The sequence below is a fragment of the Microcoleus sp. Pol7_A1 genome (assembly GCF_036701085.1).
GTDB classification, from domain to species: Bacteria; Cyanobacteriota; Cyanobacteriia; order Cyanobacteriales; family Microcoleaceae; genus Microcoleus; species Microcoleus asticus.
The window spans coordinates 1-17988 of sequence record NZ_JAUBQD010000074.1; the positions used below are offsets into that span (position 1 = coordinate 1).

Sequence of the window (17988 nt, forward strand, 5' to 3'; positions counted from 1 at the left end):
CTTACTTAAATGGCTTAATTGGTAAGCGAAGAAATGTTTGAGTATAAATACTCATCGCAAAAGTGACACGCTCCCAAATTAAACCTCCTAATTCGGCAATGTTTTAGTAGACGTAATACCCGAATAATTTTAATAAAACCTGTTATAAATGCGATCGCGTTAATCGAAAATTAGGAAGCAACAAACGTTTAATTGCCCCCAACTGCGGTCATACTATAGATAAATATCTAAACTGCCCTTTGAATATTTTATTGAAAGCTTTGAGATATGCCTCCACAGCAAGCGAGATTTCCTCATTTCAGATTGTGCCATACACAGTAAATTCGATAACTCTAGATTTACCGGGTTAAACGTATCTGCTAGAATTGATAGGGTTCTGTCGCGCAGCTTTTATGATTGACGAGGAAAAACAGCAAGATCGAGATCCTAACTCAACTGGGGAAACCCCAGAGGGTTCGCCAATGGCAAGCGAAAATCCGCCGGCACCAGCAAACTCGAACGGATCAGCAGATTGGGAGCTCGAACTTGCTCGAGCTTATCAAAGTGCTCAGGCCGATCGCCCGCCAGCAAACGCACCCGGGCCTACCGTCACCGGCAGTTCCACCAACAGCCCGACTGCAGACGCGGCGGAGCCTTGGAAGAAGGAACTGGCGCAGGTAACCGATGAAAAAGAAGCTTTAAAAACTCAGTTGCAAGCGGCATCCGCTCAACTAGAAGAGCTGAAAAATCAAAATCTCCGGCTAGCGGCAGATTTTGAGAACTTCCGCAGGCGCACTCAAAAGGAAAAAGAAGAGCTAGATTTACAGGCAAGGTGTCTCACGATCAAACCCCTGTTGCCGGTAATCGACAATTTCGAGCGCGCTCGATCGCACATCAAGCCGCAAACCGATGGCGAAATGAACATTCACAAAAGCTACCAAAGCGTTTACAAGCAAATGGTAGATAGCCTCAAGCAAATCGGGGTTTCTCCGATGCGCCCCGAAGGCGAACAGTTTGACCCCAACCTCCACGAAGCTCTACTCAGCGAGCCAACTGACGAACACGAGGAAGGAACAATTATCCAAGAACTAGAACGCGGCTACATTCTGGGCGATCGCGTCTTGCGGCACGCCAAAGTGAAAGTTGCAGCGGCTGGGCTATCTGTGGTAGCCTCAGATGAAAATCCCGATAGTTCGGAAAGTTAATCGGGATACAAGCTACTGCATTCCTCAAAGTCACTAACCCCCGAATTCTATTCGGGGGCCCCAAGGCGGCAGATTAACCAAATTCTTAATTGATGACTAAAAGCAGGTCAGCGCTTTCTCAAAAAATTCGGAAAAACGTTTTTACCCGTCTTTGATATTGCCTTAGGACATCTAGTTTATTTCCTACAAATCTGGTCTGGTGATGCTTGTTTGAACAAGCTGAGTCGTTTTTCCTCCCCCAACTTGTAGTTGGAGGTTTCCAAACATCCCACAAAGTTTTATGAGGCGCTATGGGAAAAATTATTGGAATTGACTTAGGCACGACTAATAGTTGTGTAGCTGTGTTAGAGGGCGGTAAACCTGTCGTGATCGCCAATTCCGAGGGCGGCCGCACAACTCCGAGTATAGTAGGATTTGGCAAGGCCGGCGATCGCTTAGTAGGTCAATTGGCCAAGCGGCAAGCTGTAACTAATGCTGTAAATACTGTCTACAGCATCAAACGATTTATTGGACGGCGGTGGGACGACACGGAAGAAGAACGAGCCCGGACTCCCTATACCTGCATAAAAGGCAAAGACGACACCGTTAACGTCCAAATTCGGAACAAGGTTCACACTCCCCAGGAAATCTCGGCAATGGTACTCCAAAAGCTAAAGCAAGATGCTGAAGCTTATTTGGGACAAACTGTTACCCAAGCCGTAATTACAGTGCCAGCTTACTTCACAGACGCCCAGCGGCAAGCTACTAAAGACGCCGGTACGATCGCGGGCCTAGAAGTCTTGCGGATAGTCAACGAACCGACGGCGGCAGCCCTTTCCTACGGGCTCGACAAGCAAAATATAGAACAGAAAATCTTAGTTTTTGACCTGGGAGGAGGTACTTTCGACGTTTCGATCCTGCAACTGGGAGACGGAATTTTTGAAGTCAACGCTACCTCCGGTAACAACCATCTCGGAGGAGACGACTTTGACGACTGCATAGTCCAGTGGCTGGTAGAAGCTTTCCGGACTCAAGAAGGCAGTGACCTCTCACAAGACAAAATGGCCTTGCAGCGCCTCCGAGAAGCTGCAGAAAAAGCGAAAATCGAACTCTCCAACCGAGAATCCACCTCAATCAATTTGCCTTTCATCTCCTCTGACGACAAAGGGCCGAAGCATTTGGAAATGGAACTCTCCAAAGCTCAGTTTGAAAAACTGGTGGCTCATTTGGTGCAAGCGACGATCGATCCGGTGACTCAAGCGCTCAAAGACGCAAGTTTGACCCCGAAAGATATAGACAGAATTATTTTAGTGGGAGGCTCAACCCGGATTCCGGCAGTTCAAAAGGCAATTAGCAAGTATTTTGGGGGCATTTCTCCTGATAAATCGGTCAATCCCGACGAAGCTGTAGCGGTAGGCGCGGCAATTCAAGCCGGGGTGTTGGGCGGTGAGGTAAAAGATTTGCTGCTGCTTGACGTGACCCCGCTCTCTCTGGGACTAGAAACGTTGGGCGGGGTGTTCACCAAAGTAATCGATCGCAATACAACTATTCCCACGAGCCGATCGCAAATGTACAGCACGGCGGCAGACGGGCAAACCTCGGTAGAAATACACGTGCTCCAAGGCGAGCGGGCATTGGTTAAAGACAATAAAAGTCTCGGCAAGTTCCTGCTCAAAGGCATTCCCGCAGCCCCCCGCGGCGTACCTCAAATTGAAGTTACCTTTGAAATCGATGCCAACGGCATTCTCAAAGTTGCCGCTGAAGACAAGGGAACCGGAAAAGAACAAAGCATCCAAATTTCCAATACAGGGGGATTGAGCGAAACCGAAGTCGAGCGGATGCGACAAGAAGCCGAACTTTACGCCGACGAGGACATCAAGCGCGCTCTACTCGTCGAACTCAAAAATCAAGCTGACTCCCTCGTCTATAATTGTGGTGTAACTTTAAAAACCAACGCGCAACTGCTGAGCGACGACCTCAAGGCCGAAGCGGAAACAGCCGCAGCAGCCTTGCGGGCAGCGATGACTAACCCCGATATCACAGTCGAGGAACTCACGCCCGCAATCGAATCTTTCAAGCAACTGCTATACTCGCTCGGGACAGCAGTCTACGACCAAGCCCGCAGCGGAGTAGCCCCGTCAGGGGCTGTTGTTGAAAACGAGATGATGTCAGAAGTAGAATCAGAACCACAAGAGGTTAAAGCGGACGACGACAGCATTTTGCTGACAGAAGAGCTGCTGGTGGCGCCTCAAGCGCAGCCGGAACCAAAGCCGGAACCAAAGCCGAAACCAAAGCCAGAACCAAAGCCGGAACCAAAGTCGGAATCAAAGCCGGAACCAAAGCCGGAACGACAGTCAAAACGACAGCCAAATCCACAGTCAAATCCACAGTCAAAACAAAAACCGAAGGTTCCCGAACCGGAAGTTGATGATATGAATCCTTTCCTTTAAAACTGAAAAAATAAAAATTAAAAGTTAAAAATTCTCATTGTTAATTTTTAATTTTTAATCTGTAATTTCAGGAAAGGTCGCCCGTTTCTTTTTCGTACACTTTTTGTTATTTACCTCCAGGCAAGCAGCTCTATGGCCGGTGATTACTATGAAATATTAGGCGTTTCTCGTAGCGCAGACAAAGAAGAAATTAAGCGTGCTTACCGCCGTCTAGCTCGCAAGTACCATCCAGATGTCAACAAAACAGACGGTGCTGAGGAACGGTTTAAAGAAATTAACCGCGCCTACGAGGTACTCTCAGAGCCGGAAACCCGCGCCCGTTTCGACAGGTTCGGCGAAGCAGGCGTCAGCGGTGCAGGCGCACCTGGTTTCCAAGACTTTGGTGACAGCTTTGCCGATATTTTTGAAAGCTTCTTTCAGGGTTTTCAAGGAGGTGTCGGCGGCCAACAACAGCAAGGTCGCAGGCGCAGCGGGCCGGTGCGCGGAGACGATTTGCGCCTCGATTTGCGGCTGGATTTTCGGGAAGCAGTGTTTGGTGGGGAAAAAGAACTCCGCATCAAGCACCTAGAAACCTGCGAAACTTGCACGGGTACCGGGGCAAAACCGGGCACGAGACCCCAAACTTGCTCGACTTGTACCGGCAGCGGTCAAGTCCGACGCGCTACTCGCACTCCTTTCGGCAGCTTTACTCAAGTTTCAGTTTGCCCCAGTTGCAACGGCACCGGGCAAGTGATTGAGGACAAGTGCGAAACTTGCGGCGGCCGAGGCCAGAAAGAAGTGATGAAAAAGCTGAAAATCACAATTCCGGCTGGGGTTGACAACGGTACTCGCTTGCGCGTTTCCAATGAAGGGGATGCGGGCAAACTGGGTGGTCCGCCCGGGGATCTTTACGTGTTCTTGGCGGTGAATGAAGACCCGCAATTTAAGCGGGACGGCATTAACGTTAACTCGGAAGTTAAGATTAGTTACCTGCAAGCAATTTTGGGGTGCAGGTTGGAAGTGGAAACCGTAGACGGGCCGACGGAATTGTTGATTCCTACCGGAACTCAGGCGAATACTGTTCTGACTCTGGAGAAAAAAGGGGTACCTCGGTTGGGAAATCCAGTCAGTCGCGGCGATCATTTGATTACCGTGTCTATTGACATTCCTACTAAGGTGACTGCTGAGGAACGGGAATTGTTGATGCAGCTTGCTAAGCTGAAGGGCGATCGTACCGGTAAAGGCGGTTTGGAAGGATTTCTGGGAAATTTGTTTCAGAAATAAGGGAAAAGTGAGCGCAATTGCGCTCACTTTTTCCAGAAAAAATAATTTCTGTCGAATGGGACGCAAAATTTCGATAAAGAATAATAATCTTTGTGAATTGGACACAAAATTTTAGATTTTCCAGTTTCCAGGCAACTTGTTTAAAAAACTAAGGCTTTCAGGATTTGAGATTGCAAAAAGCATTATGAATTCAACATCCAAAATTGAAAATCCTAAATCCCCAGATGCCAAAATCGATCTGCGGGGAACTCCGTGTCCTCTCAATTTTGTCCGCACTAAGCTCCGCTTGGAGCAAATGGCACCGGGTGCTGTTTTGGAGGTGTGGCTGGACGCTGGGGAGCCGATCGAACAAGTACCCGACAGTCTGAAAATGGAAGGCTACCAGATTCTCGAAACGCAATTTATCGCGGAGGAGCCGGATTCCGGTTTTTTTGCTATGAAAGTGCAGCGCCCAGAACACCAGGAAGCAGGATGAGCCTGAATTCGCCCTCGATCGTGGGTACTGTAATTGCTGTTCAGGCTAACTTCTACCAAGTGAGGTTAGATCCCGGGGTCTCCATTGACGGGAAAAATGCTCCCCTCGCTGATTCTCCGAGTCTGCTGTGCACTCGTCGCACTCGACTGAAAAAAATTGGCCAACAGGTGATGGTGGGCGATCGCGTGGTGGTAGACGAACCCGACTGGACTGACCGCCGGGGTGCAATTTCTGAAGTCTTCCCGCGCCAAACAGAACTCAACCGCCCGCCTGTAGCTAATGCCGATCGCATTCTCCTCGTTTTTGCCCTCGCCGAACCCGACTTAGACCCCGCATCATTAACTCGGTTTTTAGTCAAGGCAGAATCTACCGGTTTAGAGGTGAGTTTGTGCCTGAACAAATGCGATTTGGTCACGCCCGATGAGTTGGAACAGTGGCGCGATCGGCTTTCAGGCTGGGGCTACGAACCAATGTTTATTAGCGTCCGCAGCGGCGAAGGAGTCCAGGAAGCCCCCGCTAACGGTCAAAATGAAGTTTCTGCATCGGAAACAGCTTTTTATGACTTAGTGGAGAAAATAGAGCCATGTATGCTGAGTTATGAGGATAACCCCGACATTCCAAATTCGGTCAAGCCGTTACATCCGTTAAAGCCCGTACATAGCCCGTTGCCGAACTTCCTTCTGGCCCACTTGCAAGGGAAAATAACGGTAATTTGTGGCCCTTCTGGGGTTGGCAAGTCCAGCTTGATCAACCAACTGATCCCGGCCCTGAATCTGCGAGTGAACGCTGTTTCCGGCAAACTCGGCCGCGGGCGCCACACGACTCGCCACGTAGAACTATTTGAACTCCCCGGCGGCGGACTGTTGGCCGATACTCCGGGCTTTAATCAACCGGCTCTCGAATGCGACCCGTCCGAGTTAGCTCAATATTTCCCAGAAGCGCGCCAGAGGCTGGCTTTGGGTAGCTGCCAGTTTAGCGACTGTTCGCACCGAGACGAGCCTAACTGTGTGGTGCGGGGCGGTTGGGAGCGCTACGATTATTACTTGAATTTTCTCGAAGAGGCGATCGTCCGCCAGCAACAAGAGCAAAACTCTAGTAGTGCCGAGGCGAGTTTGAAACAGCAAACCAAGTCCGATGGTACGCAGCAATACGAACCGAAGCTGCAAACTAAAAAATATCGCCGCTCTTCCCGCCGCCTTCAACACCAGTCGCTGCAAGATATGTGTCAAGATTTAGACGAGTTGTGAGGAATTAGTCGATCGCGATCGGTCGATCGACCCCGGAGCACAGTACATTAATAGCTAAAATTAAATGGCCTTAAATTTGTTAAAAAAAGTTCAACAGAAGCCAAGCGCAGCCGGTTATGCAGGAGTAAAAATACTGTGAATATTCAAGAACTGTTTCAAAAAGGCGGCCCCGCCATGTGGCCCCTGTTGGTGTTATCGATTCTATCTTTGAGTACGATTATCGAGCGCTTGTGGTTTTGGGCGAGCCTCCTGAGCAAAGAAAAGCAGATTGTTAACCGCATTCTTGATGCGGCTCGCAGCGATTGGGGGGCGGCTAACGAGATTGCCAGACAAGCTAACCGACAGCCGATCGGGCGATTTCTTTCTGCACCCCTGCGGCTCTACAATCCCGAACCAGATTTGTTTAGACTTGCACTCGAAGCTGCCGCCGATGAAGAGTTGGCTTCGATGCGCCGCGGTGACAAAATCTTAGAAGCTACGATCGCTCTAGCCCCTTTGCTGGGCTTGCTGGGAACAGTTTTGGGCTTGATTAACTCGCTCAGTTCTATCCGTCTGGGCGACATCGGCACGTCGGCAACAACAGGCGTAACTTTGGGGATTAGCGAGGCGCTGATCACGACTGCTACTGGAATGGTAGTAGCAATTTTTACCTTGGCGTTTTATCGGATATTTCAAGCTTTTTTGTTCAACCAGGCAAAAATATTTCGCAAAGCTGGAAATGAACTGGAATTGCTTTACAGGCAATACTGGCCTGCAGCTAATGCTAAGGGTCGATCGCCCGGTACAGAATACAGCAATTCTTCCTTTGGTTCCGATGGTTTGAACAGGCGTTCTCTCAATTCTCAAGAATCGGGAGAACGGAACCGGGAGCCGAAATTGAAAGGTTCCGATCCGGCAGAAGATTCACCTTCTAATAATTAAAACTCCTGAGAACTGATGAAGATTAATCTAGATACTCCTGCTGAAGAGGCTCGGATTGAACTGGTGCCTTTAATTGACGTGATATTTTGCATTTTGACGTTTTTTCTGCTGGCCGCTTTGCAACTGACTCGCCAGCAAGCAATTAATGTCGATTTGCCTAAGGCGAAGACTGGACAAACCCAGATGCGAGAGATGCTGATTGTCAGCATTGACGATTTTGGGCAAACTTATATCGACCAATTGCCTGTTAATTACCAACAGCTCGATCGAGTTTTAAAGAGTTTCCAAACCCAAAATCCTGCCGGGTTGATAGTGCTGTACGCTCCTCAAAATGCTAGATATGCCAAAGTTGTCGAGGTTTTAGACAAATTGAGAGAGGTAGGGGGCGATAAAGTTGCCCTGGCAACTCTTCCTAGTTCGGCTCCCTCCCCATTGCCCAATACCTCGCTTCCCAATTCTGGCATTCCTGCTGCACCTGCGATCGGCAATTCCGGTCAACCCCTGCCGTCTCCTGTGGCTCCGAGGCAGCAGCAGTTAAATCCCAATCAGTTTCAATCTCCTCTCCCCGCTCCGGGACAGCAGCAGTTAAATCCCAGTCAGTTTCAATCTCCTCTCCCCGCTCCCGGGCAGCCTAGCAACTTTGGGACAAATCAGGGCATTCCTCCTGTTTCGCCTGCACCCGCTGCTCCCAATTTCAGACCCGGAGCGGCCACTCAACCCCAGGATGGTGGCTCATCGAATTAGTTAGAAGGAAGAAGGGAGAACAGAGGAATAGAAATTCTCCCCATCTTCCCCTCTCCCCCTTTTCTCATCTCCCGCTCTCCCCTCTCCTCATCTTCCAATCTTCCCCTCTCCTCATCTTCCAATCTCCTAATCTCCCGCTCTCCTCATCTCCCCCTCTCCCTCTCGCCGAGAAAAGCTCCGTCCGATTTGGTATAAAGGGCTTCAATTCTTTTGGTTCGTACTGAGCCTTTTTTCTCTTGACAAGTAGATACAGTTGTATATGCCTGCGGAAGGAACTTTTGCAGACATCTTGGCATCTCTATCCCTAAGTAAGCTATTTCCTGGGACAGATGGTGATTTTGTCAAACAATTGTTACCTTTTGTAATATATACTAAAGCGAGATGGGCAATCTGGCATCCCGAAACCAACGCTCTATCGCTGAAACATTTTACAAATCTGGTTAATCCAGGTGTTCACTTTTAAGTCACCTTTACTTACAGAGGAGTCAAAGTCATGAGCCAACCAGCAGAATTGTCTTTGGAACAGCAATTTAGCCTGTGTTCCTTCAAAACACAGGTAAGTGACATGAGCCGCGAACAAGCTCAGGAGTTTTTGGTCAAGCTTTACGAGCAAATGATGCTGCGGGAAACCATGTACCGCCATTTTCTGAAACATCATTGGGGTCTAGAACCAAACCCAGGCGTTGAGTAGCAAAGAGTCGCAGTCGGCGACCTCTATCTCTTACTCTCTTCCCTCAGGTGGAAAGGAGTTGGGGGTGATGGGGCGTCACTCGAAAGCAGAAGGAAGAAGGCTTTAGTTATCTACCTGAGAAGCCAGAAGCTACAAAAAAATCAAGGGTTTCAGCAATTAACAACGTCCTAATGGTCGGGCGTGGTTGCTATAGAAGGTAGAAAGCATCTGCACAGACTCATCGTCCATCAGAAAACTTTGACAGTTTTTTCTTGATTCGACTCAATATGGGAAGTCGATCGCAGCAATCTATTGAGTGGTATAGAAAGAGACCGCAAAAATAATTTATCGCGGTTAGACTCAAAAATTTGATAATTTTCGATCGTAAGTGTGAACTTTTTAACAAAATAAAATATTTGTCTTTTGTTATAGCGGATGAGGTTTCACAAGAATGGCGCTAGTCGGACATCTGAGCGGGATCTCCGACTACCAAAACCTTCAATTTTCACATCAAACCCTCGAACTCGCAGGTGGTAACTCTAGAAAAAGCTATTCCGACTGACGTTCCAAAGTAGCCTCCATCGTACTCGTCAAGTAATGACCAGACATGATGCCGCTAGAGTGATAGTAGCGGTTGTGATCGACGCGATGCAGGGTATCAAAACCCGTGCGCCGTTGGCGTTCGTCTCCCAGTACCCAGTAACGCTGGACGATCGACTGGGGAGCAATCCAACCTTCGCCCTCGACCCGACCGAGTTCGCTGTGTTGGAGCACAAAAGTATACTGCCGTTCATCGCTGTTGAGGTGTCCTCGGTACTGCAAAATAATCTCTTCGCGATCGCCTCCAGGAAACACGAGCTTCGTCACCATACTGAACCAATCTGTTCGGTTCCAGCTCACTAAAGTTTTGCCTTTAACCGTAATTGGCACGCCATTGCGCTCAATCCAACTTCCTTCGAGCGTCCATTGGCCCGATTCCATTAAAAACGTGTGAGCCACAGTGCTGTTCCTATGCTTTTCCTGCTGGCTACAATGCTGGTGCAACAACGCACAGCCGTTGTCCCTCAGACTCTATGCTATCACGCCCAACTGTGCCAACAAGAGTTAATTTCCCCTAAAAGTACCGATGTCCGGGCACCAGTAACTTGAGGCAGATTGCCGGGAATGCCCCGAACCCGCCATGCGGCTAAAACCGCGAAAGCGATCGCCTCTTTAAAATCTACACTCAAGCCTGCCTCAGAAGTAGTCAACACTTGCACTGGATGCAATTGAGATTGCAATCGGCGTTTTAAGTAGAGATTGTGGCTGCCGCCCCCGCACAGTAAAACTCGATCGGGCATAGCCGATAAAAAAGTTTGGTAACTGTGAACGATCGACGCAACAGTCAGTTCTGTCAGAGTAGCCAGTACGTCAGCAGGACTGAGGTTGTAACCTTCGGTCTCGACCAAACACCGGTCAAAATAGTCTACACCAAATAACTCTCGCCCAGTAGATTTCGGCGGTGCTTGACGGAAGAACTCTTGCTGCAGCCAATCCTCGACTAAAGCTTGACAGGGAGTTCCCGAGGCCGCCCAAGCTCCACCTTCGTCGCAAGTCTTAGTCCCGCCTGAGAAGTGCTGTACTGCCAAATCTAACAGGGAATTCGCCGGGCCTGTATCCCAGCCCGAGATGCCATCCCCAAGATTGAAAATCTCCGACTCGTCCTTGTTTTCCCCCTTTCCCGTGGCAGGAAGATAGGTAACATTGCCAATTCCGCCCAGATTTTGGATGCAGAGGCTGATGTTGGGTTCCGCCAGCAGGCAGGCATCAACTATTGAGACTAAGGGTGCTCCTTGACCCCCTGCTGCAATGTCTGCCGATCGAAAGTTACTCACAGTAGTAATGCCTGTCAATTGAGCAATTAGCGCGCCCCGCCCGAGTTGTAAGCTGTAGCCCATCAACCCGCTGGCGCTGTCTTTCTGCGCTTTCCCTGCAGGTCGATGGTAGACGGTTTGACCGTGAGAGCCGATTAATTCGGCTTTATCATATTCTGCTTGAATTGTCAAGGCTGCCGTGGCAAATTCTTGGGCGATGGCATCATCTAATTCGGCTAGTTCAGCCATTGACAAAGCTGAGCCGCTGCAAACCGAGAGAATTTGCGATCGCAAATTAGCAGGATAAGGGAAAGTCTTGCCGGCTACCAATTGCACTTTCAAGTCTGTTTGCGAACCGACCACATCCACCAAAGCAGCATCAATGCCATCCACCGACGTGCCGCTGATCAAACCGATAACGCGGGTCATTAAATTTTAGATTTTAGATTTTAGATTTTAGATTTTCCGGGGGGTTGCCCGATTTATTTGAGGTCGATCGTCACGATCACCACAGTAATATTATCGCGTCCCCCTTTATCCTTAGCTGCTTGAATCAAAGCAGTTGCAGCGCCCTCGCAGGCGCGAATCGACTTCAGAGGCGAAGCAATCAAAGGATCGGAAAGTTCCTCAGTCAAGCCGTCGCTGCACAGCAGCAAGCGATCCCCAGGCTGCACGTCCACCGGCAAAATATCTATTTCCCGCACATCATCGCGGCCCAAACACTGGGACAAAACGTGACGCCAAGGATGACTGCGAGCTTGGTCGGGAGTTAGGGCCTTTCTTTTCACAGCCTGAGCCACCCAAGTCTGGTCTTCAGTAATCTGCTCCAAGCGAGATCCGTGCAGCCGGTACAAGCGAGAGTCTCCGATATTAGCGCACCAAGGTCGATCCTCATCCCTAAACATGAGAACCACAGCCGTAGTCCCCATATCAGCACGCTCGGGGTGGTCTAGCTGATCAGTCAAAATTGCTTGATTGGCAATTAAAAAAGCCTTTTCCAACAACAGCGGAGAATCCTCAGGCCCTTCCCAATGTTCGAGCAAATAAGATTGAATCGCCTGAGTCGCAATCCGGCTGGCTTCTTGACCTCCGGCGTGTCCTCCCATTCCGTCGGCTACTATGAAAAATCGCCCGTCAGAGTCAATGTAGTATGAATCCTGATTTACTGAACGAACTAGCCCTGTGTCTGTCTTACCTGCGAAAGAGCGTTTCATAGATTGCCTGATTGGACTCATCGAACTTAAAAGCTTGATTGAAGTGGTGCAATGTTTTCTTCCAAAACTTAAATCCCGAAGGGAACTTGAAATTTCTGCCACCTGCGATCGCGAGTTTTGGAAAAATTGTACTACCTTGACCTCATATTGTAGATCGATATCATGGTAATCCCGTCTTAAAATTTCGGTAAATCCAGTAAATTAACCACCTGGTGCAAAAAAAAACAGGATTTCTACAAAAAATCCGAGGTTTAGCTGGCGAGAAATCTAGGAAGCGACGGGGTTTTTAGCGTCAAAGCGTGTAAGTGCTGTAAATTTTAGCAATGTGTTGTCAGCCAGCCAAAACTTAACATTCTAGGTCAAATTTTGGCTGGCGAGAAATCTCCAACCTGAAATTTCAAATCCCAAATTGCACAATTATGACATCCTGTCTAAACGATCGATCCGCTTGAACAAACGCAGCAGAGCAAACCCTGCACCCGCCGCCAGCACAGCCACAGCCACAGCCGGCCAGACTTGATTGCTAACAAACAAAATTGTTGCCGACAAAGTAAAAGCACTCATCAGCAAAGCATAATTCGTACCCATTTGAGCGCTGCTCATGCGGCGAAGCAAGCGCTCTGTTTCTGCAGAACGGACGCGAATCCGCAAATCTCCCTGTTCGAGTTTGTCAATAGTCTCCTCAATCCGGCGGGGCAGACTCAAAGCAGTCGAACTCACCTGAGCCGCCTGACGGCCGATTTCGTTAAAAATGCTGCTACCTGTATCAGGGCCATTTCCATTACTCATAAGCTGCATGGCAAAAGGTTGTGCCACCTCCATAAAGTTAAACTCGGGATCTAAACCTCGGCCTACCCCTTCGATGGTAGAAAAAGCTCGCATTACAAAAGTAAAAGTAGCTGGGAAGCGAAAAGGTTGGTTGTAGGCAATATCGTAAAGGTCGTCCGTAATCGCGCTCACCGACTGATTTTCAAAAGGCTTGTCCATGAAGTTGTCCAGCATATACTGGATCGATCGGCGCACCGGACTCATATCACCCGTAGGCACCAGAGCTCCCAACTCAATCAGAGAATCCATAATCCGCTGTCCATCCTTAGAAGCAATGCCGTAGAGCGTCTCCATCAGTCCTTCGCGGACGTTCGACTGGATTTGCCCCATCATGCCAAAATCGTAGAAAATCAGACAACTGTCAGCACTAACAGCGATGTTGCCGGGATGTGGGTCAGCGTGGAAAAAGCCGTCGTTGAGCAACTGTCGCAAATAAGCTTTTGCCCCCAACTGAGCGATTAACTTGCGATCGATACCGGCCGCTTCCAAAGCTTCGTAGTGGCTGATTTTAATTCCCGGCAGGTATTCCAAAGTCAGCACTCGCGGAGCCGCGTACCGCCAATAAACCCTCGGCACCCGCACCCAGTCACAGTTGCTAAAATTGCGGCGAAAAGTATCAGCATTCCGGCCTTCATGGAGATAGTCAATTTCCAGCCAGAGAATGCGACAGCATTCCTCATAAATCCCCATCCAATCTCGGCCGTGACCCCACTTAGGATGGTTTTGAAAGTAGCGGGCAATTCCCTTAAGAATTTGCAAATCGATCTCGAACAGCTTCCGCAGTCCCGGTCGCTGCACCTTGACGACCACTTCCGGGCCCGAATGCAGTTGAGCTTTGTGTACCTGACCCAGACTTGCAGCGGCCAGGGGCACCGGGTCAAAGCTGCGGTAGAGTTCTTGAACTGTCTTGCCCAAATCTTGCTCGACAATTACCTCTAACTGCTGGTAGCTGAAAGCAGGCACTTTATCTTGCAGCTTAGAAAGTTCCTCGACAAACTCTGCCGGGAACAAATCGGCACGGGTGGAAAATAACTGCCCAACTTTAATGAAAGTCGGTCCCAAATCCAAGAGTGTTTCTCGAACCCAGATAGCTTGAAAGCGGCGTCTGGCAACTTTCTTTTCTTCAGTCACGCCTCCCCAGTAGCTCCAATTTTTGCTGTCGAGCCACAGCGAAGCCAGCCAGAGCAAGACAAAGGCCCAAATGTCGAAGAAGCGCCGCTTCCGGGAGTATTTTTCGCGATTCCAGCGATAAGCTTTACTTTTGTAGGATTTATCAGCAGTTTTTGGCTCATCGCCTGCGCCAGCGAGCTTTTTGGAGCGCTGGCGATTAACAGAGTCATCAAGGAGAGCAGACACTTGGGTTCCCAAATTGCTTATTTTATGTTTTGGCTTTGATGGCAGATAGGAGCGCAGGAGCGCAGTGCTTTGCGCTCGCGTAGTCGTAAATAATAGTTGCGGTCGGAGCGAGCGCTAGGGCAAACTGCTGCGGTAGCGCTGCAATTGGGAGCGCACCATTGCCACTTCGGCGCGCAGCTCGTCAATAGTCGCTTGCAGCTCTGCAGGATGAATGTCTTGAATGGTGGTGGTGGTTGCAGTGCCAGTTCTGGTCTGCATTGCCTCATCCGCAGCTTTGTTTGCCCGTTCCACAACTCGATCGGTGAACTGTCGCAGGCGTTCTCTTTGTTCTGCGTCAAATTTACCGAGTTCAGAGAAAGCGTTGGTTGCTGCGCTTTCTAATTGCTCGTACAGTGCTTCGGCAAGTGCTCGGCCTACAAAAAAAGCATGAACTGGGGGTTTACTCATAAAAAATCTCTGTGCGCTTCCGCAACAAATTATAACTTGCTTGTCCCCGATGATGCTTGCTCCCAAAGGAAGGAAGTTTGGGGTAACGGACAATCTCACCCCTTTGTCGGGGATGGGATTCTTGAGAGTTTGAACAGTCAGAGGCGCAATGACTCAGCCAAAAAGCCTGGCTGACATTCGCTGAAATTTGAGGTTGGGGTTGCTTTGTACAAAAATGTTTGCAGCTTGGCAACAGTAATAAACGACATCACACTACCTCAGCGTCGCGCACGTATTATAACATAATTTAAATCACAATATCCAATAGTCCTGCTTTTTTTTGAGGCGGGCATTTGGATGGCAGAGGTAATAGGAAATATTGGATAAACTCAGACCGCGACTGTTGGAATTTTCCGATTCGACAGAAGGTTTTGTGAGATAGTCATTTGCTAGCAAAAGCATAGTTATCTCCACTACTTAGCGGATATTTTCTGGCTCATAAAACCAAGTATTTGTCCGCACTTTTAACCAACGAAAACAATACTAATTTGTCGCAGGTTCAGGAAAAGGCACAGTGGGATCTGCCACAGGGGGTGGTGAGTAAGGTGCGATCGAACTATCTGAATTGCTGCCGCTGCTGCTCGGTATCGCAGGCTCAGGCGATCGCTCGATCGGCGACGCTATTACTGGCGGCGGGGATTCCGAGGGTGGCAAGGTTTCAGGACTAGCACTCTCAGGGGCAGGCGGGGCTGGTGCGGAGGGCGGTTCAGCAGGCAGGGGCTCAACTTCCGGTACCGGTGCGGGTTCTGGTTGGGGGGATGGCTCGATTTGGGTTTGAGGCTCGGGAATGGGGGACTCAGAAGGCTGCTCTTGTGGCTCGGGCGTCGGGGATGGCTCAGGTTCGGCTTCGGGCTCTGGAGCTGGAGTTTCCGGGGTTGGGATCTCAGAAGGTTCAGCGCTAGTTTCTGAGGGATCGATCGGTTCGGGAACGTTGCTGCTTTCTAAGGGGGGTTTGGGGAGCTTGTTGAGTTGGATCGGGTAGAGAGGGCTGCTTTCGACAGACGGCTGCCGGAACATCGGCCCTGACAAATCGCGGGATTTGAGCAAATCTTCGAGAGATGGGAAGGATTCAATTTGGGGTCGATTGCTGCTGAGACTGCTGCTGTAGCGCCAAGCCAGGTCAAAACCCATCCAGCCTGCAATTGCAGCCGTTACGACAAAGGCCAGCAAAGTCAACGGCAGCGGTGGAGGTGCAGGCAATCGCATAGTTTGCTTGCCTTTTCTGTTTGCTGATACTCGCTCTGTTTCTTGCAGCATGGTGAGCCAATTTTCCACTGTCTGAGGGCGGTTGTGGGGGTCGATTTCGAGTCCCTGAAGGATGGCTCGCTCGATTCCCGGGCTGAGATTGGGCTGAAATTGCCGCAACTCGGCCAGGGGAATGCGATCGCGCAGGGGTGCTGCTACGGGCGCCACGCCGGAGAGTAAGTAGTAGAGCGTGGCTGCGATCGCGTAGATGTCTGTAGCCGGTGTACATTTACCGTCATAGAGGTATTGTTCAATCGGCGCGTACCCGGGCGAGAGCAAGTTAGTGTGCGTTTGTTTGGTGCCGGCGGTAAAGCCTCGGGCAATGCCGAAGTCTATTAACATTACGAGGTGAGAATCGGCTCGCCGGATAATATTTTCTGGATTGATATCTCCGTGCAGCAATCCGCTGTGGTGAACTGTACTTAAGGCTGAGGCTATTTGCCGAATGTAGTGCAAAGCCTGGGCTTCTGGCAATGGCCGATCGGTTTCTACTATTTGGGCGAGAGTTTTGCCCGGAATGTAGTCCATTGCTATAAAAGACTGTCCGGCTTCTTCAAAAAAGTCGATTACTCTGACGATGTTGGAATGCTGACACCGCGACAGGCGTTGGGCTTCGGCAATAAACTGCTGCTGAAATTGGGCAGATTCTGGGTGTTGGCGCAGGCTTTCGTTGAGGGTTTTGAGTACGACGGTTTGGTTTAAATGGGTGTGGATAGCTCGGTAAGTGATGCCGAACCCTCCTATACCTAAAGTCGCGTTAATTGTGTATTTGCCCTGTTGCAGGACTGTTGCTGGCGCTAAGTTCATCTTCAGTTGATGCCGTTTCCCCAACTATGCTACCGCCTTTGGGTTATTTCGCAGAGTTGGGCGTGAGGTTCGATCGATCTGCGCCCTTGTTTTAGCTTTAGCTCTGCTATGTCTTTAATCTTTGCATCCCCACGTCATTTTATCTGTAGTAGGTATTGCGAAACTTAACGCTACGGCTTTCCAATAAAAATCCCGCTCTTGTGGAACGGGAAAGCCATCAGGGTGCATCTATATGATATGACTCTAACTCATGGGGGGTATAACCCCTCCTTACTTTAGCAACTCTTTACAATTTGCCGATTTTTGTAAAGATTGAGGTTTTATATTGACTTGTGAGCAATTTTGTGAATTCATGAATGGCGATCTTCATCTGGGAGAAATAAAGAGCGTAGAAAGTATGATTAAAAATGAAAAACACTATGAATACACTCAAGAATGCGCCCGCAAAGTTGAATATTTCATGTTGAAACTTAAAATTATCAGATAAAGGCATCACAAATAGAATGGTCAATCGCCTACTGATTGAAGATGCTGACATTTATTAAGTCAAAGGAGTTTCCTCTGAATCCTCAGAACTTTAAGCTCCCTTACCGTGCTTCGGCAAATGGTGCAGCAAATACCATAATACGGCTATATTTGCGATAAATACCGCTAACTTAATTACCGTGAAACCCTCAACTAACTCATAGATTTCAGGCGGAATACTGATGCCTACTAGCACTAAAACTAAAATTGTTGCCCAACCTTTTTCGTACCATAAACCTACCGCTTCCAAAACAGTTAAAACTGCATAAACTCCGGCAGCTAGTCCGCTAAACAGTAAAGTTTTAGGCTGGATTTGTAGAACTTTGTCTAATAAAAATTCTACAATCTTCAGTTTTGTTTCTAATAAATAGGATTCCGAAAAATCCTCCAAGGCTTGATGATTTTTTAGTGCAAAAAGCAAAGCGAGCGAAGTTACTATCAAGAGGGAAGCCACAAAAGTTTTGTAAAGAACAATTGCGATTAAACCAGAAGCGCGCTGTTTTTTCACCTAAATTCTCGGAATATCAATAAAGTGCGATCGGCTTGTTAGCCTGTTTGGGATTAAAAAATCAAAATTTAGTAGAGTGTGTCAGCAATTAGCTAATCAATTATAGAAAAATAACGCGCTGCTGACGCACTCTACTTGTTAGCCTATTTGGGATTGAAAAATCAAAATTTAGTAGAGTGTGTCAGCAATTAGCTAATCAATTATAGAAAAATAACGCGCTGCTGACGCACTCT

Annotated in this window: 15 protein-coding genes; 8 read left to right on the top strand and 7 right to left on the bottom strand. The window is 48.8% G+C overall.

The genetic code is table 11. The features are described 5' to 3' along the window. The first annotated feature begins 392 nt into the window (after positions 1-392). The 8 genes from grpE to QUA20_RS27510 all read left to right on the top strand — a co-directional run bounded on the left by grpE (position 393) and on the right by QUA20_RS27510 (position 8954). Positions 393-1184 carry a nucleotide exchange factor GrpE gene (gene grpE / locus QUA20_RS27475; RefSeq protein WP_333192996.1) on the top strand — a complete coding sequence of 264 codons (792 nt, stop codon included), beginning with the start codon at positions 393-395 and terminating at the stop codon, positions 1182-1184. A gap of 290 nt (positions 1185-1474) precedes the next feature. Further along, positions 1475-3613, top strand: coding sequence for a molecular chaperone DnaK (gene dnaK / locus QUA20_RS27480; RefSeq protein WP_333192998.1), 2139 nt, complete (start codon positions 1475-1477; stop codon positions 3611-3613). A 132-nt stretch (positions 3614-3745) separates the two neighbouring features. Further along, positions 3746-4876, top strand: coding sequence for a molecular chaperone DnaJ (dnaJ, locus tag QUA20_RS27485; RefSeq protein ID WP_333193000.1), 1131 nt, complete (start codon positions 3746-3748; stop codon positions 4874-4876). Between the two features lie 184 nt (positions 4877-5060). After that, positions 5061-5351, top strand: coding sequence for a sulfurtransferase TusA family protein (locus QUA20_RS27490; RefSeq protein ID WP_333193001.1), 291 nt, complete (start codon positions 5061-5063; stop codon positions 5349-5351). Continuing rightward, complete coding sequence (gene rsgA / locus QUA20_RS27495; RefSeq protein ID WP_333193003.1) at positions 5348-6598, top strand: ribosome small subunit-dependent GTPase A; 1251 nt, start codon at positions 5348-5350, stop codon at positions 6596-6598. Before QUA20_RS27490 ends, rsgA begins: the two co-directional genes overlap by 4 nt. Positions 6599-6733: 135 nt before the next feature. Further along, entirely contained in the window at positions 6734-7519 is a 786-nt protein-coding gene (locus QUA20_RS27500) for a MotA/TolQ/ExbB proton channel family protein (protein WP_333193005.1), read from the top strand. Positions 7520-7534: 15 nt separating this feature from the next. Beyond that, the gene (locus QUA20_RS27505) at positions 7535-8263 is read left to right on the top strand and encodes a biopolymer transporter ExbD (protein WP_333193006.1); all 729 of its coding nucleotides are present in this window, start codon (positions 7535-7537) and stop codon (positions 8261-8263) included. A 493-nt stretch (positions 8264-8756) separates the two neighbouring features. Further along, positions 8757-8954, top strand: coding sequence for an NblA/ycf18 family protein (locus tag QUA20_RS27510; RefSeq protein WP_006635253.1), 198 nt, complete (start codon positions 8757-8759; stop codon positions 8952-8954). 528 nt (positions 8955-9482) lie between these two features. Here QUA20_RS27510 and QUA20_RS27515 read toward each other — a convergent pair. The 7 genes from QUA20_RS27515 to QUA20_RS27545 form a co-directional block, all read right to left on the bottom strand. Beyond that, on the bottom strand, positions 9483-9932 hold the full coding sequence (locus tag QUA20_RS27515; RefSeq protein ID WP_172190924.1) for a hypothetical protein: 450 nt from the start codon (positions 9930-9932) through the stop codon (positions 9483-9485). Positions 9933-10012: 80 nt separating this feature from the next. Then, positions 10013-11215 (bottom strand): anhydro-N-acetylmuramic acid kinase, encoded by a 1203-nt coding sequence (locus tag QUA20_RS27520; protein ID WP_333193009.1) that lies wholly within the window; start codon positions 11213-11215, stop codon positions 10013-10015. Positions 11216-11268: 53 nt separating this feature from the next. Continuing rightward, positions 11269-12000 carry a protein phosphatase 2C domain-containing protein gene (locus tag QUA20_RS27525; protein ID WP_333193012.1) on the bottom strand — a complete coding sequence of 244 codons (732 nt, stop codon included), beginning with the start codon at positions 11998-12000 and terminating at the stop codon, positions 11269-11271. Between the two features lie 417 nt (positions 12001-12417). Beyond that, positions 12418-14184 (bottom strand): AarF/ABC1/UbiB kinase family protein, encoded by a 1767-nt coding sequence (locus tag QUA20_RS27530; protein WP_333193014.1) that lies wholly within the window; start codon positions 14182-14184, stop codon positions 12418-12420. Positions 14185-14298: 114 nt separating this feature from the next. After that, entirely contained in the window at positions 14299-14631 is a 333-nt protein-coding gene (locus QUA20_RS27535; RefSeq protein WP_333193017.1) for a DUF6825 family protein, read from the bottom strand. Between the two features lie 522 nt (positions 14632-15153). Beyond that, positions 15154-16722 carry a protein kinase domain-containing protein gene (locus tag QUA20_RS27540; RefSeq protein ID WP_333193020.1) on the bottom strand — a complete coding sequence of 523 codons (1569 nt, stop codon included), beginning with the start codon at positions 16720-16722 and terminating at the stop codon, positions 15154-15156. A gap of 577 nt (positions 16723-17299) precedes the next feature. Continuing rightward, positions 17300-17755: a DUF2127 domain-containing protein gene (locus QUA20_RS27545; protein WP_333193022.1), complete on the bottom strand. Its 456-nt coding sequence runs from the start codon at positions 17753-17755 to the stop codon at positions 17300-17302. Positions 17756-17988: the final 233 nt, after the last annotated feature.

What these genes read in the sequence shown, in the direction of transcription:
- QUA20_RS27540 (WP_333193020.1), bottom strand. Translation starts at nt 16,722, where the DNA reads ATGAACTTAGCGCCAGCAACAGTCCTGCAACAGGGCAAATACACAATT.
- QUA20_RS27535 (WP_333193017.1), bottom strand. Translation starts at nt 14,631, where the DNA reads ATGAGTAAACCCCCAGTTCATGCTTTTTTTGTAGGCCGAGCACTTGCC.
- dnaK (WP_333192998.1), top strand. Translation starts at nt 1,475, where the DNA reads ATGGGAAAAATTATTGGAATTGACTTAGGCACGACTAATAGTTGTGTA.
- QUA20_RS27520 (WP_333193009.1), bottom strand. Translation starts at nt 11,215, where the DNA reads ATGACCCGCGTTATCGGTTTGATCAGCGGCACGTCGGTGGATGGCATT.
- dnaJ (WP_333193000.1), top strand. Translation starts at nt 3,746, where the DNA reads ATGGCCGGTGATTACTATGAAATATTAGGCGTTTCTCGTAGCGCAGAC.
- rsgA (WP_333193003.1), top strand. Translation starts at nt 5,348, where the DNA reads ATGAGCCTGAATTCGCCCTCGATCGTGGGTACTGTAATTGCTGTTCAG.
- grpE (WP_333192996.1), top strand. Translation starts at nt 393, where the DNA reads ATGATTGACGAGGAAAAACAGCAAGATCGAGATCCTAACTCAACTGGG.
- QUA20_RS27510 (WP_006635253.1), top strand. Translation starts at nt 8,757, where the DNA reads ATGAGCCAACCAGCAGAATTGTCTTTGGAACAGCAATTTAGCCTGTGT.
- QUA20_RS27505 (WP_333193006.1), top strand. Translation starts at nt 7,535, where the DNA reads ATGAAGATTAATCTAGATACTCCTGCTGAAGAGGCTCGGATTGAACTG.
- QUA20_RS27525 (WP_333193012.1), bottom strand. Translation starts at nt 12,000, where the DNA reads ATGAAACGCTCTTTCGCAGGTAAGACAGACACAGGGCTAGTTCGTTCA.
- QUA20_RS27490 (WP_333193001.1), top strand. Translation starts at nt 5,061, where the DNA reads ATGAATTCAACATCCAAAATTGAAAATCCTAAATCCCCAGATGCCAAA.